Origin of the sequence: Lacticaseibacillus camelliae DSM 22697 = JCM 13995 (genome assembly GCF_001436615.1) — a bacterium.
GTDB classification, from domain to species: domain Bacteria; phylum Bacillota; class Bacilli; order Lactobacillales; family Lactobacillaceae; genus Lacticaseibacillus; species Lacticaseibacillus camelliae.
In genome coordinates this window covers 25,163-51,847 of the sequence record NZ_AYZJ01000077.1, presented here as the reverse complement: position 1 = coordinate 51,847, position 26,685 = coordinate 25,163, and the positions used below count along the sequence as shown (strand labels likewise).

Here is a 26,685-nt window from a genome sequence, read left to right as displayed (position 1 = left end):
GGAAAAATTTTAACGAACGGAAGGATCAACGATGAAAACTCTCTATCTCATGCGCCACGGCGAAACGCTGTTTAACGTCTATCACCGCGTGCAAGGCGCCTCAGACTCCCCACTGACGGCGCGCGGCATCGCCCAAGCCAAGGAAGCCAAGGCGTTTTTCAAAAAACGTGGCATTCACTTCACCGACGCAGTGTCCTCCACCCAGGAGCGCGCGTCAGACACCTTGGAGCTGATCACTGACCTGCCCTACCAGCGGCTGAAGGGCATCAAGGAGTGGAACTTCGGCGTGTTTGAGGGCCAAAGCGAAACGCTCAACCCCAAGCACCCCGGCGAGGCCAGCTACGGCACCTTTTTTGCCGATCACGGCTACGGCGGCGAGGCGATGCTGGACGTGCAAAAGCGCATGGTGGCCACGCTCACTGACGTCATGCAGCACGCCAAGGGCGACACCGTCCTGGCGGTCAGCCACGGCGGCGCGATGCACGCGTTCCTGCTGCACTACCTGACCTGGCCGCTGACCGGCTACCAGATCTACACCGGTAACTGCGCGATCCTGAAAATGAGTTTTGACGGTAGCGAATTCCATTTCATCGCCAGTTACGACCCGCTGCAGCAAAACTGAATTAATGACGAAAATAGCGCCACGTACCGCAGCAGATTGCGGCGCGTGGCGCTTTGATTGACCCTAGAAAGCTCAATTGTGATTCATGTCAGGGCCCACTGTTAGCGTATCACCGTCAAGATTGGCGGCTTCTGCCCCAGCGAGGCCACCGGCATAGTTGACGGTAATATAGTCATTGCTCGTGGCCATGCCAACTGAATACGTATTGTGGCTCTTGGGTAATAAGTAAGCAGCAACGTTGGTGGCTTTTTGCTTGTCCAACTTGTCAAAGACGGTGAAGACCTGCTCGGGAAACTGCGAATTGGTCGTCTTCGTGGAGCACTTTGTATACACGATGACGCTGCCATTGGTGACCTGAACCATCTTGGTTGACGACAGGAACACGTACAAGTTGCCCCATAAGTCCCCGGAAGCCAAGGTGTGCCGGCCGATTTTCACCGCCAGCTTGGCCGCTTGGGCCTGCCGCAGGACGAAACTCGTGTTTTGATAGAGTGTAGTGGCCTTTTGCTTGCTGAGATCTTCGAGCTGCCCGCGGACAAACGCCCCGTTTTGAATCGTGACCACTTGCTGATCACGCACCATCGCCAGCTGGCCGGTGGTGCTTTGCCATAAACCACTCACTGCTTCAGGCTTCAGGCGCTTGCTGGCCGCATATTGATAGTGGTTAGAATACACGGTGCCCCGAATGACCGGCGCGGCGGTCGTGCCGCTCGTGTAGTCGATGTTGACGACGTACAAATGGGCGCCTTCGATCAAGAAGCCCGACTTGATCTGCGTTGTCGTGGTGCCACCGCTGGGTTGCAGATAGACCAGATCGCGATAATGCTTGATGGTCGTCTTCGCCCCCATGGCCGAAAGCGTCGCATTGATCTGCTTGATCGAAGCGACATGATAGTTTCTAGGCACCACAACGTCTTTTTTGGCGCGTTGCTTGATGTCTGCATAACTGGCGGTTGGCTTATAAGTGCCGACTTGGTACAAAACGCCGCGATCACTGATCCAAGGGGTCAAGGTCGCGTCCTTTTTCGCCTTTTCAGCAGACAGTTGCCCCTTTGGCGAGACCGTCGCCGTGACGGTGGCGACTTCCGCCCATGCATTATCCTTTTGCTTCAAAACCGCTTTGGTGTGGGCGGCGTGCTGGCTCACCGCCGCCGTCTGGGGATGGCAGGCGGCGAGGAATAAGACTCCGAATGCAACAAGTGCAAGCGACCATTTGCGCATAGTGTTCTCCTTATGATGGTTGAGATAGGCTCAGTATACTGGATAGTGGCGTCTCTGTTCGCTACCTTAACCAAAGTTTAAGTGCGGCGTGCCGCAGACAAGGGGCTGCAACAATCGTCACAGTCCCTGACTCAGTTTCTTTATTCGTACCGTAGCGCGGAAATTGGCACCAGCCGCGACGCGCGGATTGCTGGCAGGGTGCCGGCCAAAACTGCGATCACCGTGATCAAGGCCAGGATGCCCAAGGTGTTGCTTGCGCTGAACTGGATCAGCGTGAAGCCGGTCATGCCTTTTAGAAACGAGCTGGTCGCCGCCTTATTGACAAGGCCGCTGGCCAGCAGCGCCAGGCCGCAGCCGCAGCCCGCGCCGAGCAGGCCAATCAGGGCGGCCTCAAGGCTGAATGAGGCAAAAATCTTGCCGCGGCTGAGCCCCAAGGCCTTCATCAGGCCGATTTCCCGGGTGCGGTCGCGCACCGACATGTACAGCGTGTTGATGATCCCAAACGCGGCCGCGAGCAGGGCAATCGCACCAAACATGGTCAGGCCGCCGGTCACAGCGTTGATGGTTTGGTGAATGGACCCCACTTCATCCGTAAAGGTCGAGCTCGCCATTCCCTTTTTTGTCAGCGCCGCTTGGATCCGCGAAAGGTTCCGCTTGGTCGGGTGGCTCACCGTGGCCAGCACGTTGTAGTACTGGTTTTTGACACTGCTCGGCAGGCCGGCGTTGTTGACGCGGTTGATGGCATCAATGAGGCCTGGGCTGAAAACGACCTGGCCGCCATCGACAATGCTGGCGTTGCGGACACCGACGATTTTGGCCCGAAGCACCTGCCGGCGGTTCGTCGCCTGGTTAGCAGCGACGATGTGGACGGTGTGGCCAAGCGCCGCCTTGGCGTTCGAGTAGCCCAGCGCCTTGACATAGGCCTTATTCAAATCGACGGTGTACGCCTGGCCACTCGCCTGCAATCCTTGCGCCATGTCCACGTGCGTTCCCTGGCCATCGGTGGCAGTAATGGCGTACTTCTGCTTGCTGGCGCCTTGAATGTACTCGGCGGTAAAACTCTTCATCGGCGTGACCTTGGCAACGCCTTTCACCTTAGCAATCGTATTTAGCTGCTTAGTCGTCAGCATCTGGGTGCTGGCGGTGCTGCTGACGGCGGGATCGTATTTCTGTGGCTTATCGCTGGCACTGCCGGACGGCGTGTCGGCGTAGACCATCAGCTGGTCCTTTTCGCCTACGTTGTCCACCTGCTTGCTGATGTACGAGTTGACGCCGACCCGAATGCCAAGCGTCAGCGCGATGGTGAACGCACCGATCAGCGTGGCCAGCACCGTCAAAAGTGTCCGGCCTTTATTGCGCCACAGGCTTGCCGCCGCGGTGCCGATCAAATCACGCAATTTCATCGCACTCGCCTCCCACCAGTTGGCCGTCGCGGATCTGAAGCTGCCGGTCGCACTTGGCGGCCAGGTCCGGATCGTGGGTCACGAGGATCAGCGTGATCCCGTGCTCACGATTCAGCTTGAACAGCAAGTCTTCGATCATTTGCCCGGTCACCGAGTCCAAGTTGCCGGTCGGCTCATCGGCAAAAATGATCTTTGGCCGGTTGACCAGCGCCCGCGCGATGCAGACACGCTGCTTTTGGCCGCCAGACAAAGCGGTCGCCTTGTTCTTGGCCTTGTCGAGCAGGCCGACCTCGCGCAACGCTGCAAGTCCGCGCTCGCGCCGAGCCTTGCCGGTCACCCCGGCGATTTTCAGCGGCAGCACCACGTTGTCGTACACCGTGTCCTTGCTGTTGAGAAAAAACTGCTGGAACACGAAGCCAAACGTTGCCGAGCGCAGCGCGTTGAGCTGGCGCGTTTTGAGCTGGTGGGTGTCGCGGCCGTTCAACACCACGGTTCCTTTCGTCGGCTGGTCCAGCAGCGCCAGCAAATGCAGCAGCGTTGACTTGCCCGAGCCGCTTTTGCCCACGATCGCCAGCGCCTCACCGGCTTCGATCTGCATGTTCACGTCATGCAAAGCCGTGAACTGCGCCGCGCCCTTCCCATAAGTGCGCGTCAAATGCCGTGTTGCAATCATTGCCATGTTGCGTCCTCCAATCCCCTGCGGCCCCACGCCGCAATGTTCCCCATAAGCCGGCCCCACGCCGGCTGCTTACTTGAAACGACTCGGCTTTCTAAGCGTCGCTGCGTCCTTTTTGGTGATGCGCCAGGGACCTGCGCCCACCACTGGGAGGTGCTTCGTTTTGACCGCATCGGTGCCGCGGTACACAGTGAGCGTGATGCGGCGCTTTGTCTTCGCCACATGCAGCACATAGCGGTACGCGACCTTGGCTTGGGCCGGCAGCTTGGCCTTTTTGGCTGAGCCGAGGCGGCCGGTGATGGCCGAAAGCTTTTTCACCCCTGCCGTATCTTTGATTGTCGCCACGCGCTGGCCCGCATCGTTGTAGACCGTCGCATAATCAGCTTGGGGCTTGCGACAAGCCGCCAAACCCAGCAGGCAAGCCATCGCAGCGATAACAACTAACTTTTTCATCTTTTACCCTCCTACCCTGCGGCCTGGACCTGCTTGGTTTCGACCCAGTGGCTCAGCAAGTACATGTTGACCAGGCTGAGGATCAGCACGCCAACCGCAAACGTCGCAATGGCCAGCCACAGATCGCCGGTCACGGCCCCGTGGAACGTGCCGCCAACCGTGCCGGAATAGCTAAACGCGGCTGAAGGGATCCCGGTCAATTTAAACAGCCACGTCAACCCGGCGAAGAACCAGTCGACCAGCTTGATTGCCACCAGAATAATGACGAAGGTCAGCAGGCGCTTCAGCCATTTTTCCTGCATACCAGGCAGAAAATCAGTGATCATCAGACTGAGCATGTGGGCAAGACTGATGATCGCCCAAACCAGAAGCGCCAGCATGAGGATCAACACTGCGAGTGGCAACACGTAAGGGCCCGGCAACCCCCAGTGAATGTCCTGAGCCGGATCCACCAGCGCCAATCCGAAGCTAACAATGCTCAAAACCGCCCACAGCCCCAGTGACGTTGCCGCGTTGGCCAGCACACTGGCGCCGGATAGTTTCCACTCCGCGACCGGCACCAGCCGCCAGCGGTTGGTGACCCAGACCTGTTCCTGCCCCTGTGCCTCGGCAATGAACGCGACCAGCGCCGTCAACATGCCAAACATAATCGAAAAGCCCAGCAGATCTGCCGCGGTCAGGCGACCCAGCAGCCGCATCACAACTAGGACCGCCACTACGCCAAGGTCCACCCACAGCAGCTGGATGGCCTGTCGCCCGCGTTCTTTGGTCAGCTGCCACCACACCTTAAACCCACTTGTCATTGCCTTCACCTCCGCTTTTCTCTAGACAACCTGCTGCGGCTGCTTGGTTTCCACCCAGCGGCGCAGCATGATGCAGCAGCCAATGCTGAAAATCATTGCGCCAACGGCAATCAGCCCAATGGCGACCCACAAGTAAACGTACGCGATTGACGGCACGTGTGCACCGATTTCAATTGATGCATTCATGTCGATGCCGAGCAGGCCGACGAGCCACATCATGCCCCGGAACAGCCAACCGCCGAGTCTTAAGGCAATCAGGACAATGCCGACCGTCAGCAGCCCGCGCAGCCATTTTGCCCGCAGATCCGGCAGAAAGTCGGTGATCACCAGGCTCAGCATGTGCGCCAGGCTGATGAAGCTCCAGCTCAGGACCAGCAGCATGAACACGAGGAAAAACATGGTCGCGCCTAACTGGTCGATCTGCGGCTGAAAGCCAAAGTCGCGCCGGCCGTCGATCAGCCACAGGCCGATATCAAACAGCCAGATGACCAGCCACGCGCCCGCCATCGTCAAGGCGTTCGCAAGTGTGCTCACCCCGTATAGCTTCCAGTCGGCCAGTGGGACCAAGCGCCAGCGGTTTTCGACCCAGACCTTTTCCTGTGCCCGGGCTAGTATGACGAAGCTCGCGATGCCGGCGAAAATTCCAAACAGCCCGGCACCCATCAAATCACTGCTAGCCACTCGATGCAGCGCCCACATCACGGTGTAAATCGCCAAAATGATCAGCTCCACGGCAAGGACCGCCGCCACCCGGCGAACTCGTTCACGCAGCATCTGGCCCAGTACTTTCCCTGTTTTCGCCATCGCGCTCACCCCTCGTAAAAGCTTTCAAAGTAAGCTTCGATGCTCTGCCCCTTGGCGCGGATCGTGTCCGCTGCCTCTTGGGCGACCACCGTCTGGTCCTTGATCACAACGACCTGATCAAGAAGCTGGTCGATGTCCTGCACGTGGTGGTCGGAAATCACCAGCGTGGCCTGCTCTGGCGTCCACTTCAGGATGCTGCTCAGCATCGCCTTGCGCGTCATCACGTCGATCCCGTCAAACGGCTCGTCCAGCAGGTACAGCGCCGCGCGCCGCGACAGCGTCACCGCCAGCTGCAACTTGCGCTGATTGCCTTTCGAAAGCCGCTTGATGCGCTGCTTTTGGTCCAGGTCTAACAGCTGGGCCAGCTGGAGAAAATCGGCGAGGCGAAAGTCCGGAAACAGCGCCGTCATCACGTCGGCCACTTGGCCTACGCGCCAGTTCGGATCAAACCCGTCCATCTGGGCGGAAAAGCTGACCTGCCCCTTGCGCTGCACCGTCTGACCTTCCCCGGCCACTTCGATCGTGCCGCGGAAGTTGACCGCACTGCCGGCAATCAGCCGCATCAGCGTCGTTTTCCCTGCGCCGTTGGCTCCCAGCAGGCCGACAATTTGGCCCGTCGGCAGCGTCAGGTTGACGTCTTTTAAGATCTGCTTCTGGTTCCGTCGATAACTCAATCCTTGAATCACCAATGCCTCAGTCATGCGATTCACCACCCTTTCGCTCCTTGATGTACTCCTCCAGTGCCGCGACCATTTCCGCCGGTTGCATCCCCAAAGCGGCCAGATGATCGTAGGTGCCGGCCAGCTCGCCTTGGATCACCCGCTTTTTCATCTGGGCCAGCACCGCCGTGTCCGTCGTGACAAAGTTGCCCTTGCCGCGCTCGGACACCAGAATGCCTTCGCGGATCAGCTCCGTCAGCGCCCGCTGAATCGTGTTGACGTTGACCGTCAGCGTGAGTGCCAACTGCCGCACCGCCGGGACCTGCGCACCAGGCGCCAGGTTGCCGACGATGATCTCGCGGTCGATGTACTGCTCGATTTGAAAGTAAATCGGGACTTTATCGTCGAACTCCATGCCGCGCCTCCTTACTAGTGTTCTAGTTAGCTATTACACTGGTACTATACGTCGTCACTCAGAAAAGTGCAAGGCAAAACTGAATTATTTATTCAACCCTGTGTGGTCGCTCTTTTTGCACGTGATAAGCGGCTTGCTGCTGCCAAAACCAGGTTATACGGCGACTCTCGTTTCGCATTTTTCCGGCCGAAAGCCTACAATAAAGAGGCAAACTTTTGAGAAAGAGATGATCCTTTTGACGAAACGCTACAAAGGCTCCTGCACGACCATTCTGGTCGGCAAGAAAGCCAGCATTGACGGCTCGACCATGATTGCCCGCAACGAGGACGGCGCCGAGGCGCTGAACCCCGAGAAGTTCGTTTACGTGAAGCCGGAAGACCAGCCGCGCCACTACCAGGCTGTGCTCTCCAAGTTCCACGTGGAGCTGCCGGACAACCCGCTCGGCTACACCTCCACCCCAGACGCCGTGGACGGCCACGGCATCTGGGCCGCCGCCGGCATCAACAGCGATAACGTGGCCATGACCGCCACCGAAACCATCACGACCAACTCCCGCGCTTTGGGCGTTGACCCGATGAATCCGGACGGCCTGGGCGAAGAGGACATCACCGCCATCGTGCTGCCTTACATCCACAGCGCCCGCGAAGGTGTACAGCGCCTGGGCAAGCTGCTTGAGCAGTACGGAACCTACGAAACCAACGGCATCTGCTTCTCCGACAAGGACGAGTGCTGGTACTTCGACAGTATCGCCGGCCACCACTGGGCGGCGGTTCGCATCCCCGACGACGCGTACGTCATCGCGCCCAACCGGTTCAACATCGACCACTTTGACTTCGATTCCGATGACACCCTGTGCGCGCCGGACCTGAAACAGCTCGTCGACGAGAACCACCTGAACCCGGACCCTGAAGGCTACAACCTGCGCCACATCTTCGGCTCCTCGACCGTCAAGGACACCCGTTACAACAACCCGCGTGCTTGGTATGGCCAAAAGTACTTCAACCCGGAAATCGAGCAGAGCCCGATCGACCAAGACCTGCCGTTCATCTGCCGCACGGAGAAGAAAATCTCCGTCGAGGACATCAAGTTCGTGCTGAGTTCCCACTACGAAAACACCGACTTTGACCCTTATGGCACCACCAACACTGAAGGCCAGAAGAAGCTGTACCGCCCGATCGGCATCAACCGCAACCAGGAGCTGCACATTTTGCAGATCCGCAACGACGTGCCGAAGGAAATCGCCGGCATTCACTGGCTGGCTTACGGCCCGAACACGTTCAACGCGGTCGTGCCATTCTACGCCAACGTTGATGACACCCCGGCGCAGTACAAGAACACCGGCGCGCACTACACCCAAGGCAGTCAGTACTGGCTGTCCTACCTGCTCGGGACATTCGGTGATTTTGACTTCCACCTGTTTGAAGACTTCGAGAACATTTTCGAGCAAAACACGGTGGGCGAATGCCGCAACATCCAGCTGGAAACCGACAAGGTCGCGCTGGATAAGCCGGACACCACCGCTTACCTCACCGAGGTCAACGCCAAGCTCGCCGACGTCTCGTTCAACAACTCCAACAAGCTGCTGGGCCAGATGATCGAGCTCGCCGCCCCGCGGATGAAGCTGCAGTTCACGCTGCACGACTAACCAGAAGCACAAGTAAGGCCCAGACTCGCCGGAGTCTGGGCCTTTTTGCGTCAATTTTTGTTAGAACGTCTGCTTCCCATCAGGCGTATCCACGCTCACGCGGCTGTGGCGCCAGCGCCGCAGCACCATCCACAGCCACAGGGCCACGCCGACGCCCAGGTACACCGCAAACGAGAGCCACGAGTTCACGCCTTGGCCCAGCGCAGTGAAAAAGGCGATGCACACCGCGACAATCAGCGCGAGTACGCGCGTCACCTGCCCGCCTGGCAGCCGGTACGTCGCCCAGGTCGGGTGCGCGTGGTGGATCCGCATCGCGGAGATCATCGTCAGCGCGTACGCACACGCGCAGCCGAACGCCATCAGGTTGAAGAAGCTTTCCATGAAGGTGCTCGCGTTTTGCAGGAAGATGAACACCGTGCTGATCACCAGTAGGAAAATGTTCGGCAAAAGCGGCTGCTGATGACGGTTGACCTTCGTGAACGCCTTGGGCAGGAAGTTCTGCTCGCCCATCGCGTATAGCAGCCGCACCGTCGCCATCCAAAAGCCGAGCAGCGACGCCCCCATGCCCAGCAACACCGAGCACAGGCCGAACAGCAGCGGCCACACCCGCCAGCCGAGCAACTCCTTCATCGCGACAATGGTCAGAAAGCCGTTGCGGGCATGCGGCGTCAGCAGCTGACTGCTGGTCCCCAGCCCCGCGACGCAGAAGAAGTAGAACACGTAAATCGCCGCGCAGGTCAGCACCGAGCCGCGGATCGCCTTGCTGGTATTTTTAATGGGAAAATCGCCTTCCTCGACCATTTCCGGCACCGTTTCAAAACCGAAAAACGGGGTGATCAGCAGTGCCATGCCGATGATCCAAGCGGGGATGCCGGCGGTGCTGGTCAGGCCGGAGTGAAACAGCGGCGTGAAGTTGCTCAGCGACCAGTGGCCGGAAAACAGCAGCAGCACCGAGGTGATCAGGGTCGCACCAATGTTGGCAAACAGCATGAACCCCTGCGCCTTGATCAGCACCTTGACGTCCTGCAGGCTCAGGAAAAAATACAGCAGCAAGAGCACCAGCCCGCAGCCGATGATGCCGGAAAAACTGAGGTGAATGTGAAACTGGTAGTTCGCCCAGCTGATAATGCCCATGACCACGGCCGGCGGCACCGAGATCCACGCGGCCATGATCAGCCACGACGACAGGAACCCAAGGTGCTTGTTCAGCCCGACCGTGTTGTAGATCAGCTCGCCGCCATTTTGCTTAAACATCGAAGAGAGTTCCCCGTACACGAAGCCGATGGGCAGGATGCACACTGCCATCAGCGCAAACGCGATGAACGTGCCGGCCCCGGTGTACTTGTAAAACACCGAGTCCCAGTAGGCGACGAAGGTGAAAATGGCACCGGTCGCCGCAACGTACACGTACACCAGGTTGAGGCTCTTCTTTAACCCCGAGGCCGCCATACTCAGGCCCCGACCGACACGGTCTCCGGCAGGGTGCTGCCGCCGTCAATGACCACCGGGGTCGCCGTGATGTAGCTGGCCCGGTCGCTCAGCAGAAACGACGCCAGCTCGCCGATTTCGTCAATCGTCGCCAGACGCTTTTGCAGCGGCACCGCATCGGCGATCCCGTGCGTGGTGGCGGCCGGGTCATCCGGCGTCGACTCCCGCGCGATCTGGTCGGCCATCGGCGTTTGCACGTAGCCCGGCAAAATGGCGTTGGCCGTGATGCCGTACTCGGCCACCTCGCGGGCCACCGCCCGGGTGAAGCCCATGATGGCGGCCTTGGTGGTCGCGTAGGCGCACTCGCCGGGATCGGCGACCTTCACGCCGGTCACGCTGGACATGTTGCAGATGTGACCGGCCTGCTTTGCGATCAGCGTCGGCAGTACCGCCTTGGTCACGTTCCAGACGCCTTTGATGTTGATGTCGAACTGCAGATCGCGCTGCTCATCCGTCGTCTCAAGCAGCGAGCCCAGCTTGATCACGCCCGCGTTGTTCATCAGCCCGTCGATGGTGCCGAAGTGGTCAATCACCGCCTTGACCGCGGCCGTGACGCTCGCCGTGTCGGCCACGTCCATTTTGACGCCGAACACGTCGAACCCGTCCAGCTTGAGCGCCGCCACCGTGTCCGGCAGCTTCGGTGAGATGTCCGCCAGCGCCACCTTCGCGCCGTGCTGCGCCACCACGCGCGCGATGCCTAACCCGTTGCCCATGGCCGCGCCGGTGACCAGCACGACCTTACCCGTTAACTCGTCTGTCGCCATGAAAATGCCCCCTAATATTTTTTATGAATCCTTGAACAGCTTTAAGTTAGCACGGTGAGTAAGCGCTTTCAATTAAGACGTTCGTCCTTTTGCCGGGGTTAAATAGGGCATGTTGTGAAACCTGCCGGCACGCAAAAAAGGACCCGCCGCCACTGCTGGCAACCGGGTCCTCAGGCCGGGATTCGTTCAGTCAGGCACAGCCCTCACTGAATGATCACCGGCACCTTGATCACAATTTTTTCGACTTCCTCGGGGTCCCCCAGCGCCACGCCCGGCTGATGGGCGTCGCACGGGCCGACAATGGCAAAGTCGCCGGCGTGCAGGACCACCGCCCCGGTCGCCACGGCCGGTTGCTGGTACGTCACCAGGTCGCGGTCCGGATCGTAGTCACCGGCAGGCTCAAGGGTGTCGGTGTGCGCGATGCCGAGCAGCTCATCGCCGCGCACCATGAACTGCACATCATAGAACTTGAGGTGTGATTCAAACGTCGCCTCTGCGCTGGCCTTGGTCAGGTAGCACTGGTAGTGCGCGACGCATTCATCATTGACCGCGGCCGTTGTGCCGTCGGTCACAGGCGCCGTCAGCGCGTTTTTCATAAAGGTCAGGCAGTCGGCGAAATTGGCCGGCAGGAGCGCCGAGTGATTCTGATTTTGAACATTTCCGTAGTACATGTTGTTCTCCTCCCTACCTTTAGCATTCAGGCGGTTTCCTGCACCGTCAGCTGCTGCAGCTGGGCCAGGGCCGGCTCGGCGCCGGTTTTGGCGTACTGCGACAGCAGCAAAATATTGAGGACCAGCGGTGAGTACGTCAACTTGTTCAGCCGCCAGGAAAAGGCCATCGCGGCGATTTCCGACACCGCGCGGACCGTGGACTGGTGGTGGTAGCCGAACAGCTGCCACAAGTCGACCTTGGCGGTTTTGGTGTACAGATCATCGTACTTGCCTTCCGCGTAATGGAACAGCTCGTGGCCGGTCACGATGTTTAAGATCACGTCGCGGGTGAAGCCGGGCACCTGCAGGTCGGCCAGCTTGGTGATCGGCGTGTCGAACAGCTTGAGCTGATTGGGCTCGGTGAAGGTCGCCAGGAACACCTGGTGCAGGATCGCGTCGGCGTCGGTGTGCGTGATGACGCACAGCTTCTCCGCCAGCGCGGTCGCGTCTTTTGTGCCGTTTTCCTCTTTCAGCTGCTTGGCGATCTTTTCCCCGCAGGCCACACCGCCGGCGATCAGCTCCGCGCGCCGCTCAGGGCTCACCTTGTCCTTCAAGGGGTCCTGGTCGAACAGGTACTCGCACCACACGGATTCCGGGATCGGCACCAGCTGCTTGAACAACTCGGCCGGCGTCATAGCTGATCCACATTGGCCGCCACGATGATCATGTCGTCGTCCGGCTCCAGCGAGTCCACTTCCAGGTCCGTCAAGAGTTGCAGCTGCTCAAAGTCCGTGGAGGAAAAGTCCATGACCCGCGCGCCCAAGCACAGGTAGAAGTCCGGCCGGGCGATGTTTTCCGGCTGGTACACGGCCATGTCCTCCCACAGCTGCTTCATGGCGGTCACGTAGTTCTTGGCCTTGGTCTTGAGCGCCATGGCCCGGCCGCGCTGCACCTTGATGAAGCCCTTCTTGTCGACAATGCGGACCGGTTCCGCCGGATCGTCGCCCTTGTGCGGGCCGCCGAAGACGTAGAAGTACGCGTCGCTCATCTCCAGCTTGGTCTGCTCCGGCTTCAAGCGCATGTCCGTCGCGGCAATCTCCAGCGCCTCTTCCTCGGTCGCGTTCTTCGACAGGTCCGCCGTTTTGACTTCGGTCGACCCTGTCGCGATCGCCGTGATCTTGTTGGTCTGCTGATCGATTTCCACGTGGACGTCGACGGATTCAGGCGTGGCGCCGGATTCGACGGCCTTGTTGCTGGCCTCGGCCTTGATCGAGCGAATGTCTTCGGCCGTCGGGTTCGGGACGATCCGCTCGACCACGTCCCGGACCATGGATAGCGCGACCCCGATGGAGGAAATGACCTCCGCGTCCTCGGGGATGCTGTACTTGACGCCGGTCTTGTTGGAGAAGTACGGCACCAGGGCAGCGGCCCCACCGCCGACCCCGACCAGCGTGGTCTGATCCTTTTCCAGCTGGTACTTCTCGACCAGCTCGTTGTAAATGGCTTCGACCTTGCCGAACGCCTTCTCCATGATCTGCGTGGCGATGTCTTCGACCGTCGTGTTGCAGTAATCCGCAAGCACCTGGATGCCCTTCCTGCAGGATTCCTGGTTGCCATAGGAGAAGTACTTCGGCTCGACCAGCCCGAGGGCGTTGGCCGCGCAGGTGTTGGTGATGGTGAAGGCAGAGCCGTCCTCATTCACCAGCTTGACGTAATCGTCCGGGTCGCCTTCCTTCGGGGAAAAGAACTCGATGTGCGGGTTCTTAATGGTGCTCGGGTCGGTGAACGCGGCATAGTCCAGGCCGGCAATGTGCGCCGAGCGCGGACCAACATCGATGACGCCGTTCTTGTTCGCCCGGATCATGGAACCGCCGGCATCGCCGACAACCCGCACGTCCAGACTGGAAATGTATGTCTTGTGCCCGCCCACGATCGAGTAGTCGATCGCCGGCCGGCCGTTTTTGATGACCCCAATGTTCGAGGTCGTGCCACCCACTTCAAAGTAGATCCCGTTCGAGGCGCGCAGGTAGATCAAAGAGCCCATGACGGACGCGGCCGGGCCTGACAGCATTGTCAGCACCGGGCGCTTTTTCATTTCGGAGATCTCCATGACCCCACCGTCGCCGCGCATGATCATCAGCGGGACCTTGACGCCGGCCTCGCGCACGGACGCTTCCGTCGAGTTCGCGGTGTCCAGCATCTTCGGCAGGATCGAGGCGTTGATGGCCGCGGTCCGGGTGCGCCGGGTCAGGCCGTACAGCTTGGTGATCTCAGACGCCGCCGTGATCGGAATGTTCTCCTCCTTGGCGACCTTGGCCACGGCCGCCTCCGGCCCACCTTCGTCAACCCCGAACGCCATGGAGGCGACCAGCACTTTCGCGCCTTTGGCCTTCAGGTGTTCGATGACCTGCTTGATGTTTGCCTCGCTGCACTGCTTGAGCGGCAGGAACTCGTTGTAGATCTTGATCGACTTTTTCTCGTCCAACTGAATGTCATCGAGTCTGGTCTGGCGCTTGGCCAAGAAGCCTTCGACGCCGCCTTTGGCCATCCCGATGACGCCCACCGGCGCGACGTCCCCTTCAATGAGGGCGTTCGTCGCCTGCGTCGTGGAGTGGGCAACGAATACGACCTCATCTGGGGTGATATTGTTCTGTTTTAAACAGGTCTCAAACGATTGCACCACCCCGGCGGCGACCCCGCGCGGGTCATCGTGCGTGGTCTTGACCACGGAAGGTTCGCCAATCATTTTGTGAGTCTCATTGTCGATGGCGACGGCCTTGGTGTGAGTCCCGCCGACATCGATCCCCATACGTACAGAGCGTTTCATTGCGCATACCACCTTAATTAAGAATTTTGATTACATTGCACCGTACATGACATAGATCACCAGGCACATGATGGCCGCGCAGATCCAGCCAGTTGGAATCGAGCGTTTCATGTAATCGCTCGAGGACACTTTCGCGTAACTCATGCCCCAAGCGACCCAGGACTGCGTCAGGTCCAAGTGCTGAGGGAAAATGGTGACCGCGGCGGTCAACGGATACATGAACTGAACCGCGATCCCCGGGTTGGACGCCAGCACGACGGAGAAAATCGCCGCACCTGAGCCGACCCAGTTCATTGGGCCACGGAAGAAGGCCAGTGGGGCGAGGATTGCAAAGACAATGGCCAGGACCAAGTGGTTCGTCGGCACGATGCCGCCGATGATGGCGGTGAAGTACGGTGACGCGTAGGTCGCGGCGTTGTTGAACATCGCCAAGGCCAGCAAGAAGCCGATCATTGGCGCAACGTCGACGGTGCCGTCAGAGAAGTACTTGGCAAAGCGGCGGCAGACTTCCTTGTAGGAACCCCGCAGTTTGCCCGTGGTCGCCATCGCGTAAACCGCGGAGATGATGAACCCGGCAATGACAGGCACCTTCCAAGCAACCAGCAAGATCACTGGCAGAATGACGGCAAACCAGGACCACCAAGGCGCGTTGGTCGGCCCAGCAGTGCCGCTAGGCTGCGCGTCCACGACCCAGTTGTGGGTGGTTTTTTTCATGGTCAGGTTCGAGATGGTCAGGACCACGATCAGGCCGACGATCATCCCGATGATGCCGATAGTGAAGTAATCATTATAGCTGTAACTTGCGGCGGCTTTGACGAACCCGGCATACATCGTGCGGTACTGATAGAAGTTGACCGTGTTCGCGAAAATGCCCGCCATGATGGAACCCATAAAAGCGAATAATGCCACTGGTGCTTCGATCCCCAGTGAGAACAAAATCGGCAAAACAATAACGGCGATTGAAATAACCGGCCCGATCCCGGTCAGTGACATGAAAATGACCGAGGTGATGATGCACAGCAGCGCCATCGTGATGCGTGGCCGGTCGCCCCCCAATTCAACGACCTTGCGGATCAGCGTCGCAGCGATCCCGGTGTCGATCAGCACGCGGCCGAAGAAGGCCCCGAAGAAGATGTTGACCAGGATGGATGACGCGTAGGCCGCGGGCCCGTCCGCATAAACGAACGTTAGGACATCGACGATCGACTTCCCCTTGAGCGCGACCGTTGGTTCGATGGCATTACCAATGAGTACCAGTGCTGTCCAGACCGTGGCCATGATGAAGAACCCAACCATCAGGTTATAGCCCTTCATGCAGTACCAGACCATGAACAGGAATGATAAGATCAGCAAGATGCCGATCACTACATTTACCATGTTGTTACCCTCCTTTTTTTCGCACCAGTTGTCCCTCAACTGATGTTTCAGTTGCATCATACGTGCTCGTCAAATAAAATGCAACCGCTTCCAGCAAAAATATTTTGGCGGCCTTCCGCAAGCGTTGACGGGCCGGCTTTTCTTGTGAAATAAATATCAATATTATATTTAAAGCCCAGAGTTATTGGCCTTGATTCCCACGATTATAGTATTATGAAGCCAATATCTTAATGCTCTTTAAATCACTAAATTGAGCAAGCGTTCTGACACTCAATGTAAGCCGGTCGTGAAACCAGCCGATTTTTTGTGGTGGCTGTGCTATACTGCCAAGTAGAGTGAAACATCAGTCCGGGCTGTACTAGTCCCTCAAAATGGCACCGGATTCCCGAACATTTCGGGCTTAAAACTGAAACATCAGTTTTGCAGGCCACTGATAACTGCATTTCCGCAGCACGCGGCCACCGCCACCCCATCAATAAGCCAAATCATGCTAGGATAGGTCCTATGACTCAGACAACCGATTTGCAAACAGAAGTCTACTTACGAATAAAACAGCTGATTCTGCATTTCGACCTCACGCCGGGCAAACGCGTCAATAAGGCCGCTTTGATGACTCTGCTCAACGTCTCCTCGACCCCGGTGCGCCAGGCGATGCTGCGGCTCGAACAGGAAGGCCTGCTGACAGTGCGGCCTCAAAGCGGCTCGTACGTCAGCCTGATCGATCCTGCCATTGTGAAACAATCCGGGTTCATTCGCGGCAACCTCAGCGGCGCCGTGATGGGCAAAGCCATCCCCCTGTTTGATGCCACCAGCCTGGCGACGCTGCGAAACCTGACCGCCCAGCAGGAGGCCTCCCTGTACCTGCCGGACTACGACGAGTATTTTCGCCTTGAGGACCAGATCCAGGCGTTGTTCTTCCAGGTCGCCGACATGCAGACAACGTGGGACTGGCTGCAGGTCGTTCAGCTGCAGTTCACGCGCCTGCGATTTTTGCGGCTGCAGCTGGTGGAACTCAACTGGCACCAGATGTTCGTCACCAACGAGGACTTGGTCACCGCGGTTGAGGACGGCGATATCGACGCGGCAGTGGTCCTGAGCAAGCAGAAAATCACGCTGATGGAAGACGACCTGGGTCTCATCCAGCAGATGCATCCGGAGTACTTTGACAAAGGCTGATTACACCAAAAAGACGTACCTGCTTTTCGCGGGTACGTCTTTTGAGTCAGATTGTCTTCCGCAAAGCCCACTTAACTCAGCGAAGAACCTTCACTGATCCACGGCAAAGCCAGCGTCTGCTCCAGTTTACCATCTGGTAATTCGTCAAAGCATTTGATTCCATACGGCTGCCACCGGTCAACCAACCGTATCAACGCCGGTACATCGACCACTCCTTGGCCTGGTACAACAGTTTCAATCCGGTGGGCCGCCTCACTCACCCACCGGAAGTCTTTCAGATGAATCGCAACAATCCGCTCGCCGAAACGTTGCAATGCTTCTTGCAAGATTTGCTCAGGTTGGTCGGTCCCTGAAAGAACAAGATTCGCAGGGTCAATGATCAATTTTAGATTGGGGTCCTCCCCCACAGCTTGAATTAAGTCTGCCACTCTATCCAAGGACCAGAGCGGGTGGTTAATACCAGGTTCCAATGCTAGGTAAGTTCCAGAGTCATGCGCCACAGGGAGCAAAGTTTGCACATTTTTGATCAAAGTTTTAAATGGCGCAGAGCCGAAATTGTTCTTCGTGAAGACAAATGTTGGGTCCAAGCTCCCCGTTTCCGTGGCCACAATACGGGTACCAAACATCGGGGCAAGCTGAAGATAGTGGGCCAACTGGGCAATAAGTTTCGTTTGCTCCGGCTTGTTTGGATGGATCATATTCACGTAACAACTTAATGTAACTATCTCGGCATCATATTGTGCCAATCGACGCCGGACATAATTCGCAAGTCCAACGTTAACTGTTGTTCCGTTTCTAGTGGTAACTGGCAGTGATTTTCCTGGGGAATAGGCCAAACTGTGCACTTTAAGGTGCTGAAGTTCACGACCAAACTGGTCTAAATCATCAAATTTTAAAACGTCATGCCCACGGACGGCAAAATCGCGTCTCATTGGCCATCGTCCTTTCCTTTGTAACTCAGATACTCGGCACATGCGCATAGTGCGAGTGCTTGACCATAGGCCATCGGTAACTGTTTGATTGCCTTATATGCAGATCGATCATCCGTGAGTGAGGTTCCAGCAGAAACATGATGGAGAATACCTTGTTCATCCACGTTGCCGAGCAACGCTCTGAGTCCTGCTTGTGCTTGATCCAGATAGTAATCTGATAGAATGCCTAGCCGAAGTGCTAGAAACGTCCCAGCGAGGATCCCTGCCGAACCGGAAGCTTCGATGTAAGAACTAGAGTCGTCAAGAAGTGTGTGCCACAGATGCTCTGGTGATTGTAACGCAAATAATGCCCGCAGCTGGTTGCTAATGACTACTTCCAGATAACGGGATTCAGCTGGTGCTAGCGTAGGCCCAACCATCTCAAGATAAAGTGGCAGACCATATGCCAGCCAGCAGTTGCCGCGACCCCAAAAGGTCTTACCTAAATTATTCCGCTGATTAAAATCCCACCCGTGGCTGAACAAACCCGTGGCTGGATCCAGCAGGTACTTGATATGAAGCAGGGTTTGATAGTTAGCTTCCTCCAGCCACTGTTCATTGCCTGTCGATTGACCCATCTTGGCAAGAAAAAGCACTGTCATAAAGATTGTATCTGCCCAAAGCTGCCCTGGATTACGCGAAATACTGTTCTTATCCGCTCCCGTCGTAAAATGTTCTAATCCTCCCTCGGCGGTCCGGGGAAATTTAGTGTAAATATCAGTGGCCCAGTCAAGTGCCATTTTTTCATACTCCGGGTAAGCACTAAGGGTGAGCATCGGCACCGTGGTGTTAATATTACGCATTGGCAGACCCTGACTAATCCGTTTTTTCGCCCAGTTACGAATAAAATGATCATACGGATTTCCTTGCAAACGGGCCAGTCCAAATAGACCAACCCCCTGTGGCCAGTCCCAAAAGGCCATTCCAAAATCCCGTGGGAAGAATCCCTGCTTCTTCAGCTGGTCGGAAGATCCGTCTCCTTCCCAATGCACATCTTCACTGGTTAAAGTTGTCATTCGAGCGGCCAACAAATTGGCTTTTTCCTGCACCAAATCGTCAAAAGTTGCCATCTTTCCCCTTCTTTTTTCCATGTCATCCTGAAAACAGAAGCAGCCCTCGAGCGTGACGCCCGAAGAGCTGCTCAACAGATCAATCTGGCTGATCCTCATTGGACCGATACATGACCGAAAGCCCTGCCTGCTGATTCTGTTTGACTCGACCAACCAACCCACTTACCGGCATTATGAGAGACTGACGCTTTTCACTAGGACGTAGGTCATAATGCCGCATCTTGCCCACCTCTGTCGTGATCCACAATTGAGTCTGCACAAAACGAATATTCTTAATCCGTCCAGCCACATCACTGTATATTAGCGCACCAGTTGGACTGTTAGCATTGATATTTGAGAACTGAACATTCTCGATCCCATCATCAGGCTTAATAACAGTTTCGTGGTCACGCGCTACAAAAGTTATATAGATTGGTTCAGCATTTCCCCACCACTCTTCTGAAAAGTCTCGCGTAGAAATCTTAACGTCAGAAAACTGAAAGTTACGGGCAAGACCGCCGTCTCTCAGTTGAAACGCAAGGCCACGATTAGAGTTAACGATCAGTAATCGCACCACCTTAACGCTGAGAAAATTACCGAAGCTACTACTCCCAACCTTAAACGCTGCGCTTTGAGAATGAATCTGACAATCAGTAACTTCAATATCAGTGCAGTCGCCAAAACGCTTGGTCTCCTCAGTGCATTTTAAGCAAATACCGTCATCCCCTGTACTGATCTTGCAGCCTTGAACTACGACATACTGACACCGATCTAAATCAATACCATCAGTGTTGGGCATCCGGACCTCATTGTTGATGGTCAAATTAGCCAATTTCACTTGCTGGCAGCCAGCGAGATGAATAGTCCAAAATGGCGAATCGATAATTGTCAGCCCTTCTACTGTGACATTTCGCGAATCCTGAAGATAGATCATCTCCGGCCGCGGATAGTGGTGGGACTCAATATGAGCAGCCTGTTCCTGATTTGCCTTGATAAAGCACCGATAATTACCGCTGATTGTCCCCTTGCCGGAAATCACGCAATTATCACATTGATTTCCAAAGATCAGTGCGCATATCGGGGTCTGGTTACGAAGTAGCTCAAACGGCCCAGGGCGATGATGATATTTATCTTCATTACCACTACCCATCAGCGTAACGCCCGCCTGCACGTCAAGCGTCACCCCAGATTTCATCAACAGCCCGTCAATTACGTATACCCCTTTCCCAGCGAGGGAAACAACCCCAGCTGTGTGGGCAGCGCGATTAATTGCGCCCTGAATTAATTTCGTCCTACTTTCTACTGACTGCTCTAAAGTTAATTGAACAGTCTGAAATTTTTTTTCGCTCATCCGTTCGCCTCACACTTGCTTCGCATCGGCGATAGGAAAGATACCATATGTCCTGATTTCACCAGGCTTGAAGGGTGCTAGCTTTAGACTGGTGACAGAGTCTGCAATAGAACGCTGGCTCTTCCCAGCAAGGTCATCATCAGTGACATCAACAGGTCTGGTAAAGACTAACTCGCCGGGCACATCGACTCGAAAAGTGTTTGGGTTGTACAGGCGAATCTCACAACCAGCACCATCGGGTGCCGGTGCAAAAGCACTGAGAGTGACGCGAGAATTCTTGAGCGTCATCAACGGGGCATGCGTCACTGACCGCGAAAGCACATTGATCCTGAAAAACTGGATTGGCGTCGTGTACTGATTTAATGTCTGATTTTGATAGTACAATCCCTCCTGAGCCAGCCGCAGATATTCAGACTGGATCTGTTGAGGATCATAATTTGGGGAAAGCAGGATTCCCCCTGCAAACTTCATCTTCCCAAGAAGCTGGCTATCAGGCGTTGGCATTGCCTTGTTGATCATTCCGGAGGCTTTACCTGGGCGACGCAACATATCTGGCCGGCCAAGGTAGCCTACGCCCCGAAAAAGGGTAAGGGCTAACTCGTTAAACTGCTTACCAATGATTTGGAAGTCCTTCTCACCCAAGCCCAAAAAGGTCAGGCTTTCACTCTCGTTGTGCATATTAGCAAAATGAATCATCGGTCGCAGACTCGTTGGCTCTTCGTGATAACCGATTGCCCGCCAGTCTTTGAGATGTGGGTCCTCTAAGGGACGCTCAATGGTGCCAAACTGGGTGTCGGCAAATGACGACTTAACTGGTTTTGCACCTTTCAGGACCAACCGCATGCGGTGATCGCAAGCTTGATTGTTCAGATGCAACGAGAACTGAATGATTGGCGTTCCCGATTTAAGTCTTAGCTCGAGCTGGTAGTCTACGGTGCCACTTGTGACTTCTGTTCCTCGCTCTGCAAGGTCTTTTGGCACTTGCCAAGAACCACTCAGCTGCATTCTTTGTTCCAGTTTGCCATGCTGAGTCGTAACTTGGGCGTCATCAAATTTGAGCAATTTCACGGCATCGCGATAAGGCTGTGAGTAATCATAAGTATCCCCTTCGTCACCACCATCCTCAAGCATCAGCTGATACGTCTTGCCGAGCCCTTGTTTAGGGTGAATAAACAACTGGCCTTGATCGAATTCCACTAAATTGTTGTCATCTTCAATGGCCTGCTTTGTAACAGGAGAGATTAACACTGGCTTACCGTCGCTGAGCTCAACGCCATACCGACACCAGTCCATTGCAGGGATTTCAACCTTAACCGCGATAGTACTCATGAAGTACCAATGATTCTCCCGAGTCGCCGGGTCACGTGTCAGAAGACCGGCATTCATCCTCTTCTGACTGATCAGGTCATATTGGACAGGATTGCCTTTCTCGTCCGTCAGTGAAAATGATGGTTTGGTCGTCGCAATCGTCACCTCATGAACAGTATCATCCGCCAGTGGTAATGGATTCCACACAACCAGCGACCCGTCATCAGGACGCCCATCCCTCAATGAAATACTCAATTTCCGGAGCAGGTAATTGCGCAACGAGGTCGCCGTTTCCAAGGCGGCAGTACCGCGTGCGTATATGTCTCGGTTGGTGGCATCACTGTTGCTGCCGCCAGCGCTATCATGCGCTTGGCCCATAGCAATTGAACGCCAGACAGAATCAATCAGCCCCTGCTTGATACGTACTCCAAATTGACTGGCAAGTACCGAGAGCGGCTCAACAACCGTCGTCATCAAACGCTCAAGGTGGTCATAGAGCTGTTTCAAATCGGCACGCGAAGAATAGATGCCACGATGGATTTTCGAGGTCGACGGATCGATGAATTCACCTTCAAGAGTGGGTAGTGTGGTGCGACCGATGGCCGAGAAGACTGCTGGATAATTTGTCTCCATCACTTCTAGTTTCCCGACATTTTCCGTGTTGACCCGCTTGATCACCTGCTTTAGATTCAAGGTTACAGGCAGCTGATCTGATCCCACCGGTAAAATTGAAACAGCATCAGGATCGGCTAGGACATCGCGGACAACTTGGCCTGATTTGCCCGTAACAAATGGCACCCCAGTGCTGTAACCATTAGTTAAGTTTGCGGTGAGGACATCAGAACCGTCCTGACTGCGCCAGTGAAAAAACTTGTGATTTTTTTCCAACGGTAACCCGCGCCAGAAAACTGCGTTGTGAATACCAAACCCACCATAAAGCTTCGGAATATCTTGACTTTGGCCAAACGAATCTGGCAGATAACCAACCGGCATCGCCCCACCTAACTTATTGGCAGCACGCAATCCCAAGCGAAGATTATGAACTGCTGATTCACCAGCGGTCGTCATTTCATCAATTTGGGTGTACCACGGGCCAATGAACAAACGGCCGGCCATCACAAATTTTTTGACTTCCGTCGCGCGATCTGGGTTGTCCGCGAGATAATCCATCAGAATCGACATCTGACCATCTAGCAGGTAGTAATCCAGCTGGTTGTGCGCCAAGGCACTTAACACCTCATCCATATGGTAAGCAAACTGGACCCTAGCTTCCTGACGCGTAAAGTACCATTCAAAATCCCAATGCGTATGTGCAATTGCGTATACTTTCTTCATGAATCTGACTGTCCTCTCCCAGCATCTTTAATCAGCTGCAGCGACCCCTGCATCCTCTGCCGTCTTCTGCTCACGAGCCATGCGTTCTTCGTTGTTCATATGCATCTTCATAAATGGCGCATAAAGAACAGCATCCAGTATGATCAGCAGTACGCATAGAATAGCCGGGCTGACGTGGAAATCAGCCATCACCCAGTAATTAAATACAATGGGGACAGAGCTACCCGGGTTCATTTCAACTAATGGGAAGACCCAGCCCAGCGAAGTTGCAAAGTATGCAATTACCGCATTGATCACCGGCACAAGCATCCAAGGTATGAACAGAAACGGATTCAAGACAATTGGCAACCCAAAAGTGATAGGTTCATTAATGAAGAAAATCCCGGGAATCAAACCAAGCTTGGCGACTTCTCGCTCCTTCGTGCCCTTATGGCAGATAAAGAGCGCAGCAATAATCAATCCGAAAGTAGATCCTGAACCACCAATCATCGCGTACATGTTGGTAAACATATACGGAATAATCTTAACTGTAGAAGGATCCTGCGTCTTCGCAAAAATGGCGATGTTAGCAAAATGCTGTGAAAGCCATAGACTGGCAATAACTCCCCAAACAATGTTGAACCCATGCATACCCAAGAACCAAAGGAATTGTTCAATCAGAATTACGATGATGATTGCTGGAAGTCCATTAGTCACAACAATCAGTGGCTTAACCAGCAACTGTGTGACCATGTCGTTCAACGAGGCAAAATTCATCGCTTCAATAATCAATCGAACTGCCGCAAAGATGATAGTGGTTTCCATCAAAGGAATTAGTGAGAAGAACGACTCAAAAATATTCTGAGGGACACTTGATGGCATCTTAATGTTGAACTTACCACGAGAAAACATTGCAAACAGTCCAACCCCGATCATCGAGATAATGACCCCTGTGAACATGCCATTGTAATTGAAGAAATCGAGACTGAACCCAGGTGTCTTGCTTTTCGTTGCAAAGTCGACAGCCGTTGGGACGATGACGAAGTATGAAGCGACTCCCGCCGCCGTCGAAATAATTGGGTTGAGCGCCTTGTTTTTTTCCTCTGTCTTCAATGCCAATGAGTATTCATAGGCAACAAAGACCACTACGAGTAAGGCGATGATCCCAATTGTCGCGGAATTAACATAACCAAACCCCTTGGTTATCTCATCAAGAATCGCGTTCTTTATATTCAGGTACTTCTCCACTGAACCAATCACAGAAACAATGATGTTGGCAAATGAAGCGACCAAAGTAAATGGAATGACCCGAATAAAGGCATTCTTGATCGCCATCAAAATCTTGACCTGGCTAACCACGCCAGCCACTTTAATGAGCGGCTCCGAGATTTTATCAAATTTGAAAGCCATGATTTTTCCTTCCTTCAAGCGCCAATAAAAGCGCATACAATATTAAAAAAAGGCAATTTTGTGCACAAAGAAATAAGGAACCGCATTTCTGATGCGTCCATGTTTAAAAACTAGTGTCCACTATTTCCGATTTGTTGCGAGATAGCGCTTAGGCGATACTCCTTGAAGCGCCTTAAATTTCTTGATAAAGCTTGAATCGTCTTTGTAACCGACTCGGAAGGCAACTTCATGAACCGGCAACCCCTGAAGAACTAACGCCCGCGATTCCATAATACGGGCATAGGTAATAAACTTGTAAGGTGTCAGCCCCATGTGCCGTTTAAACGTACGAATCAGCGTCGACTTACTAGTAAAAAAGTGTTCTGCGACGCCATCCAGTGTAAGATCCTCACCCAAGTTCTGTTTGATGTACTTAGTTACGTTCGTCAACAACTCATTTTGGGGACTTTTTTGATACGGCGTCACACTATCACGGTCAGAAAACTGTTCGTTCAAAAAAACCAGTAACTCAATGAATTTCTGCCGGACCTTGATCCCATGTAGAGAGGAATCAGGCTCTGAATAAATTTCGATTAGTTCATCAAACAGTTTGGACAATCGGCTCTGGTCCACCAGTCGCAAAGATAGGACATTAACGAAATGGCGTGGTCGACGATAGAAAATCATCAGCAAATCTGGATATTCACTGAGCGCAAGCTCGATGAATTCAGGCTTGAAGAGCAGGTAATAACGCTCATAACTCACCCCACGTTCCACAAAGACACGATGCATTTCTTGCGAATTAAAGACCATCACGGTTCCGGAATTCACGTGATAGTGCTTGTCATCGACGTAAACATCGGTATTGTCATGCAAACAAAAATTTATCTCGCAGCCATCATGATAATGTGGCCGCCGCTGGTAGTGCGTCGTGGTGATTTTATGTTCCACTTCAAAACCATTGGGAATTAAGACTTGGTGGACCTCACTTGCATAATCCACTGCGTTCTGCCACCTCTCAGCTGAGATACTTACTTGAGCTCATGTTCAGTATAAGCGCCATTGTAGCAAAATAATGGGCCAAAATTTCAATTCTATGCCGTAAAATCGTCATTTTCGGTAGCGCTTTCTTTTTTGGCGAGAACATGTTTTAACGTGCTTATCGCGACATTGGTATAGATGAGCACAAAAAAGGCGGTGCAGAAAAACTGTACCGCCGGCGGATTGCGTATGAAATGTTTTCAGCTTAAGCGTGGTCCTTTTCCAGTGATTCCCACAGCCCGTTGAGATAGGTGATGCCCAGCGCGCGATCGTACAGGCCGTAGCCCGGCACCCCGTCTTCGCCCCAGATGTTGCGACCGTGGTCCGGCCGGATGTAGCCGTCAAAGCCGGTGTCGTACAAGGCCTTCATGATCTCGTACATGTCCAAACTGCCCTCGGAGGACAGGTGCGCCGATTCGTGGAAGTCGCCCTGCGCGTTCATGAACTTGATGTTGCGGGCGTGGATGAACGGCGCGCGGTCCTTTTTGACGAACTCGCGGATGATCGCCGGCACGTCGTTCTTAGGGTTCTCCCCTAAAGAGCCGGTGCAAATGCAAAAGCCGTTGTACGGCGACTCGTGCATGGCCTCGATGATCCGCATGTCCTCGGCGTTCTTGTACACGCGCGGCAGGCCGAACAGTGGGCGCGGCGGATCGTCCGGGTGCATCGCCATCCGGATGCCGACCTCCTCGCACGTCGGGATGATGGCGTCGAGGAAGTACTTCATGTTTTCGCGCAGCTTCGCCTCATCGACGCCCTGGTAATCCTTGAACAGTTTTTCGATGGTTGCCAGGCGCTCCGGCTCCCAGCCGGGCAGCACGTAACCGCGCGAGCCGTCGCGGGTCGAATCGATGATCTCCTGCGGATCGTCGGCCAGCTTGGCCTGTTCGAAGGCCATGTCGTTTGACCCATCGGCCAGCTGGTAGTGCAGGTCGGTACGCAGCCAGTCAAAAATTGGCATGAAGTTGTAGCAGATCACCTTGATGCCAAACTCGGCCAGGTTGCGAATGGTTTGCTTGTAGTTGTCGATGTACTGGTCGCGCGTCGGCAGCCCGATCTTGATGTCATCGTGGATGTTGACGGACTCGATGACTTCCAGCTTCAGCCCCGCGGCCTCGACCTCGTCCTTCAGGTGCTTGATCTTCTCCTTCGGCCAGACCTCCCCGACCGGCACGTCGAACAGCGCGCCGACGACCTGCGTGGTGCCGGGGATCTGGCGGATGTTTTGCAGCGTAATGGGATCATTGTCCCCATACCAGCGAAACCCCATATTTTTCAT

The 26,685-nt window shown here is 55.0% G+C and carries 24 protein-coding genes; 3 read left to right on the top strand and 21 right to left on the bottom strand.

Annotated features, from left to right (window positions below; genetic code table 11):
- The first annotated feature begins 31 nt into the window (after positions 1 to 31).
- A complete protein-coding gene (locus FC75_RS10370) occupies positions 32 to 622 on the top strand; it encodes a histidine phosphatase family protein (RefSeq protein ID WP_056989841.1) in 591 nt (196 codons plus the stop codon).
- A 72-nt stretch (positions 623 to 694) separates the two neighbouring features.
- Here the strand turns inward: FC75_RS10370 and FC75_RS10365 are convergent, their stop codons facing one another.
- The 8 genes from FC75_RS10365 to FC75_RS10330 all read right to left on the bottom strand — a co-directional run bounded on the left by FC75_RS10365 (position 695) and on the right by FC75_RS10330 (position 7,056).
- Positions 695 to 1,843, bottom strand: coding sequence for a hypothetical protein (locus FC75_RS10365; protein WP_056989840.1), 1,149 nt, complete (start codon positions 1,841 to 1,843; stop codon positions 695 to 697).
- Between the two features lie 140 nt (positions 1,844 to 1,983).
- Entirely contained in the window at positions 1,984 to 3,246 is a 1,263-nt protein-coding gene (locus FC75_RS10360) for an ABC transporter permease (protein WP_056989839.1), read from the bottom strand.
- The gene (locus tag FC75_RS10355) at positions 3,233 to 3,925 is read right to left on the bottom strand and encodes an ABC transporter ATP-binding protein (protein ID WP_056989838.1); all 693 of its coding nucleotides are present in this window, start codon (positions 3,923 to 3,925) and stop codon (positions 3,233 to 3,235) included. The genes FC75_RS10360 and FC75_RS10355 overlap by 14 nt, the downstream gene beginning before the upstream one ends.
- 69 nt (positions 3,926 to 3,994) lie before the next feature.
- On the bottom strand, positions 3,995 to 4,375 hold the full coding sequence (locus FC75_RS10350) for a hypothetical protein (RefSeq protein ID WP_056989837.1): 381 nt from the start codon (positions 4,373 to 4,375) through the stop codon (positions 3,995 to 3,997).
- A gap of 11 nt (positions 4,376 to 4,386) precedes the next feature.
- Complete coding sequence (locus FC75_RS10345; protein WP_056989836.1) at positions 4,387 to 5,178, bottom strand: hypothetical protein; 792 nt, start codon at positions 5,176 to 5,178, stop codon at positions 4,387 to 4,389.
- 21 nt (positions 5,179 to 5,199) lie between these two features.
- On the bottom strand, positions 5,200 to 5,982 hold the full coding sequence (locus FC75_RS10340) for a hypothetical protein (RefSeq protein ID WP_056989835.1): 783 nt from the start codon (positions 5,980 to 5,982) through the stop codon (positions 5,200 to 5,202).
- Between the two features lie 5 nt (positions 5,983 to 5,987).
- Positions 5,988 to 6,683 carry an ATP-binding cassette domain-containing protein gene (locus FC75_RS10335; RefSeq protein ID WP_054663636.1) on the bottom strand — a complete coding sequence of 232 codons (696 nt, stop codon included), beginning with the start codon at positions 6,681 to 6,683 and terminating at the stop codon, positions 5,988 to 5,990.
- On the bottom strand, positions 6,676 to 7,056 hold the full coding sequence (locus tag FC75_RS10330) for a GntR family transcriptional regulator (RefSeq protein ID WP_054663639.1): 381 nt from the start codon (positions 7,054 to 7,056) through the stop codon (positions 6,676 to 6,678). Before FC75_RS10330 ends, FC75_RS10335 begins: the two co-directional genes overlap by 8 nt.
- A 235-nt stretch (positions 7,057 to 7,291) precedes the next feature.
- Here FC75_RS10330 and FC75_RS10325 point away from each other — a divergent pair, with 235 nt between their 5' ends.
- The gene (locus FC75_RS10325) at positions 7,292 to 8,701 is read left to right on the top strand and encodes a C69 family dipeptidase (protein WP_056989850.1); all 1,410 of its coding nucleotides are present in this window, start codon (positions 7,292 to 7,294) and stop codon (positions 8,699 to 8,701) included.
- A 60-nt stretch (positions 8,702 to 8,761) separates the two neighbouring features.
- Here FC75_RS10325 and FC75_RS10320 read toward each other — a convergent pair whose 3' ends face one another.
- From FC75_RS10320 to FC75_RS10295, 6 genes are all read right to left on the bottom strand, one after another.
- Positions 8,762 to 10,150, bottom strand: coding sequence for an APC family permease (locus FC75_RS10320; protein ID WP_056989834.1), 1,389 nt, complete (start codon positions 10,148 to 10,150; stop codon positions 8,762 to 8,764).
- 2 nt (positions 10,151 to 10,152) lie between these two features.
- Positions 10,153 to 10,953, bottom strand: coding sequence for an SDR family oxidoreductase (locus FC75_RS10315; protein ID WP_056989833.1), 801 nt, complete (start codon positions 10,951 to 10,953; stop codon positions 10,153 to 10,155).
- Between the two features lie 203 nt (positions 10,954 to 11,156).
- The gene (locus FC75_RS10310) at positions 11,157 to 11,624 is read right to left on the bottom strand and encodes a NanQ anomerase/TabA/YiaL family protein (protein ID WP_056989832.1); all 468 of its coding nucleotides are present in this window, start codon (positions 11,622 to 11,624) and stop codon (positions 11,157 to 11,159) included.
- Between the two features lie 26 nt (positions 11,625 to 11,650).
- Entirely contained in the window at positions 11,651 to 12,298 is a 648-nt protein-coding gene (locus tag FC75_RS10305) for a hypothetical protein (protein ID WP_054663645.1), read from the bottom strand.
- Positions 12,295 to 14,430, bottom strand: coding sequence for a hydantoinase/oxoprolinase family protein (locus FC75_RS10300; protein WP_056989831.1), 2,136 nt, complete (start codon positions 14,428 to 14,430; stop codon positions 12,295 to 12,297). The genes FC75_RS10305 and FC75_RS10300 overlap by 4 nt, the downstream gene beginning before the upstream one ends.
- Before the next feature lie 30 nt (positions 14,431 to 14,460).
- Positions 14,461 to 15,807, bottom strand: a complete 1,347-nt coding sequence (locus FC75_RS10295) for a V-type ATP synthase subunit I (protein ID WP_054663648.1) — start codon at positions 15,805 to 15,807, stop codon at positions 14,461 to 14,463.
- A 504-nt stretch (positions 15,808 to 16,311) separates the two neighbouring features.
- On the opposite strand from FC75_RS10295, the gene FC75_RS10290 reads away from it, so the two are divergent.
- Complete coding sequence (locus tag FC75_RS10290) at positions 16,312 to 16,983, top strand: GntR family transcriptional regulator (RefSeq protein ID WP_054663651.1); 672 nt, start codon at positions 16,312 to 16,314, stop codon at positions 16,981 to 16,983.
- A 71-nt stretch (positions 16,984 to 17,054) separates the two neighbouring features.
- Here the strand turns inward: FC75_RS10290 and FC75_RS10285 are convergent, their stop codons facing one another.
- From FC75_RS10285 to uxuA, 7 genes are all read right to left on the bottom strand, one after another.
- The gene (locus tag FC75_RS10285) at positions 17,055 to 17,915 is read right to left on the bottom strand and encodes a sugar phosphate isomerase/epimerase family protein (protein WP_054663655.1); all 861 of its coding nucleotides are present in this window, start codon (positions 17,913 to 17,915) and stop codon (positions 17,055 to 17,057) included.
- Positions 17,912 to 19,024 carry a glycoside hydrolase family 88/105 protein gene (locus FC75_RS10280; RefSeq protein WP_235808737.1) on the bottom strand — a complete coding sequence of 371 codons (1,113 nt, stop codon included), beginning with the start codon at positions 19,022 to 19,024 and terminating at the stop codon, positions 17,912 to 17,914. Before FC75_RS10280 ends, FC75_RS10285 begins: the two co-directional genes overlap by 4 nt.
- 79 nt (positions 19,025 to 19,103) lie before the next feature.
- Entirely contained in the window at positions 19,104 to 20,354 is a 1,251-nt protein-coding gene (locus FC75_RS10275; RefSeq protein WP_054663664.1) for a glycoside hydrolase family 28 protein, read from the bottom strand.
- Between the two features lie 9 nt (positions 20,355 to 20,363).
- Positions 20,364 to 22,997, bottom strand: a complete 2,634-nt coding sequence (locus tag FC75_RS10270) for a glycoside hydrolase family 38 N-terminal domain-containing protein (RefSeq protein WP_056989829.1) — start codon at positions 22,995 to 22,997, stop codon at positions 20,364 to 20,366.
- A gap of 27 nt (positions 22,998 to 23,024) precedes the next feature.
- Positions 23,025 to 24,386, bottom strand: coding sequence for a PTS sugar transporter subunit IIC (locus FC75_RS10265; RefSeq protein WP_056989828.1), 1,362 nt, complete (start codon positions 24,384 to 24,386; stop codon positions 23,025 to 23,027).
- A 120-nt stretch (positions 24,387 to 24,506) separates the two neighbouring features.
- Positions 24,507 to 25,367, bottom strand: a complete 861-nt coding sequence (locus FC75_RS12500; protein WP_082623145.1) for an AraC family transcriptional regulator — start codon at positions 25,365 to 25,367, stop codon at positions 24,507 to 24,509.
- 244 nt (positions 25,368 to 25,611) lie between these two features.
- The gene (gene uxuA, locus FC75_RS10250; RefSeq protein ID WP_191982041.1) at positions 25,612 to 26,685 is read right to left on the bottom strand and encodes a mannonate dehydratase; all 1,074 of its coding nucleotides are present in this window, start codon (positions 26,683 to 26,685) and stop codon (positions 25,612 to 25,614) included.

Excerpts from the sequence above, each read along its gene's own strand:
- FC75_RS10370 (WP_056989841.1), top strand. The coding sequence starts at position 32 with ATGAAAACTCTCTATCTCATGCGCCACGGCGAAACGCTGTTTAACGTC.
- FC75_RS10365 (WP_056989840.1), bottom strand. The coding sequence starts at position 1,843 with ATGCGCAAATGGTCGCTTGCACTTGTTGCATTCGGAGTCTTATTCCTC.
- FC75_RS10360 (WP_056989839.1), bottom strand. The coding sequence starts at position 3,246 with ATGAAATTGCGTGATTTGATCGGCACCGCGGCGGCAAGCCTGTGGCGC.
- FC75_RS10355 (WP_056989838.1), bottom strand. The coding sequence starts at position 3,925 with ATGGCAATGATTGCAACACGGCATTTGACGCGCACTTATGGGAAGGGC.
- FC75_RS10350 (WP_056989837.1), bottom strand. The coding sequence starts at position 4,375 with ATGAAAAAGTTAGTTGTTATCGCTGCGATGGCTTGCCTGCTGGGTTTG.
- FC75_RS10345 (WP_056989836.1), bottom strand. The coding sequence starts at position 5,178 with ATGACAAGTGGGTTTAAGGTGTGGTGGCAGCTGACCAAAGAACGCGGG.
- FC75_RS10340 (WP_056989835.1), bottom strand. The coding sequence starts at position 5,982 with ATGGCGAAAACAGGGAAAGTACTGGGCCAGATGCTGCGTGAACGAGTT.
- FC75_RS10335 (WP_054663636.1), bottom strand. The coding sequence starts at position 6,683 with ATGACTGAGGCATTGGTGATTCAAGGATTGAGTTATCGACGGAACCAG.
- FC75_RS10330 (WP_054663639.1), bottom strand. The coding sequence starts at position 7,056 with ATGGAGTTCGACGATAAAGTCCCGATTTACTTTCAAATCGAGCAGTAC.
- FC75_RS10320 (WP_056989834.1), bottom strand. The coding sequence starts at position 10,150 with ATGGCGGCCTCGGGGTTAAAGAAGAGCCTCAACCTGGTGTACGTGTAC.
- FC75_RS10315 (WP_056989833.1), bottom strand. The coding sequence starts at position 10,953 with ATGGCGACAGACGAGTTAACGGGTAAGGTCGTGCTGGTCACCGGCGCG.
- FC75_RS10310 (WP_056989832.1), bottom strand. The coding sequence starts at position 11,624 with ATGTACTACGGAAATGTTCAAAATCAGAATCACTCGGCGCTCCTGCCG.
- FC75_RS10305 (WP_054663645.1), bottom strand. The coding sequence starts at position 12,298 with ATGACGCCGGCCGAGTTGTTCAAGCAGCTGGTGCCGATCCCGGAATCC.
- FC75_RS10300 (WP_056989831.1), bottom strand. The coding sequence starts at position 14,430 with ATGAAACGCTCTGTACGTATGGGGATCGATGTCGGCGGGACTCACACC.
- FC75_RS10295 (WP_054663648.1), bottom strand. The coding sequence starts at position 15,807 with ATGGTAAATGTAGTGATCGGCATCTTGCTGATCTTATCATTCCTGTTC.
- FC75_RS10290 (WP_054663651.1), top strand. The coding sequence starts at position 16,312 with ATGACTCAGACAACCGATTTGCAAACAGAAGTCTACTTACGAATAAAA.
- FC75_RS10285 (WP_054663655.1), bottom strand. The coding sequence starts at position 17,915 with ATGAGACGCGATTTTGCCGTCCGTGGGCATGACGTTTTAAAATTTGAT.
- FC75_RS10280 (WP_235808737.1), bottom strand. The coding sequence starts at position 19,024 with ATGGCAACTTTTGACGATTTGGTGCAGGAAAAAGCCAATTTGTTGGCC.
- FC75_RS10275 (WP_054663664.1), bottom strand. The coding sequence starts at position 20,354 with ATGAGCGAAAAAAAATTTCAGACTGTTCAATTAACTTTAGAGCAGTCA.
- FC75_RS10270 (WP_056989829.1), bottom strand. The coding sequence starts at position 22,997 with ATGAAGAAAGTATACGCAATTGCACATACGCATTGGGATTTTGAATGG.
- FC75_RS10265 (WP_056989828.1), bottom strand. The coding sequence starts at position 24,386 with ATGGCTTTCAAATTTGATAAAATCTCGGAGCCGCTCATTAAAGTGGCT.
- uxuA (WP_191982041.1), bottom strand. The coding sequence starts at position 26,685 with ATGAAAAATATGGGGTTTCGCTGGTATGGGGACAATGATCCCATTACG.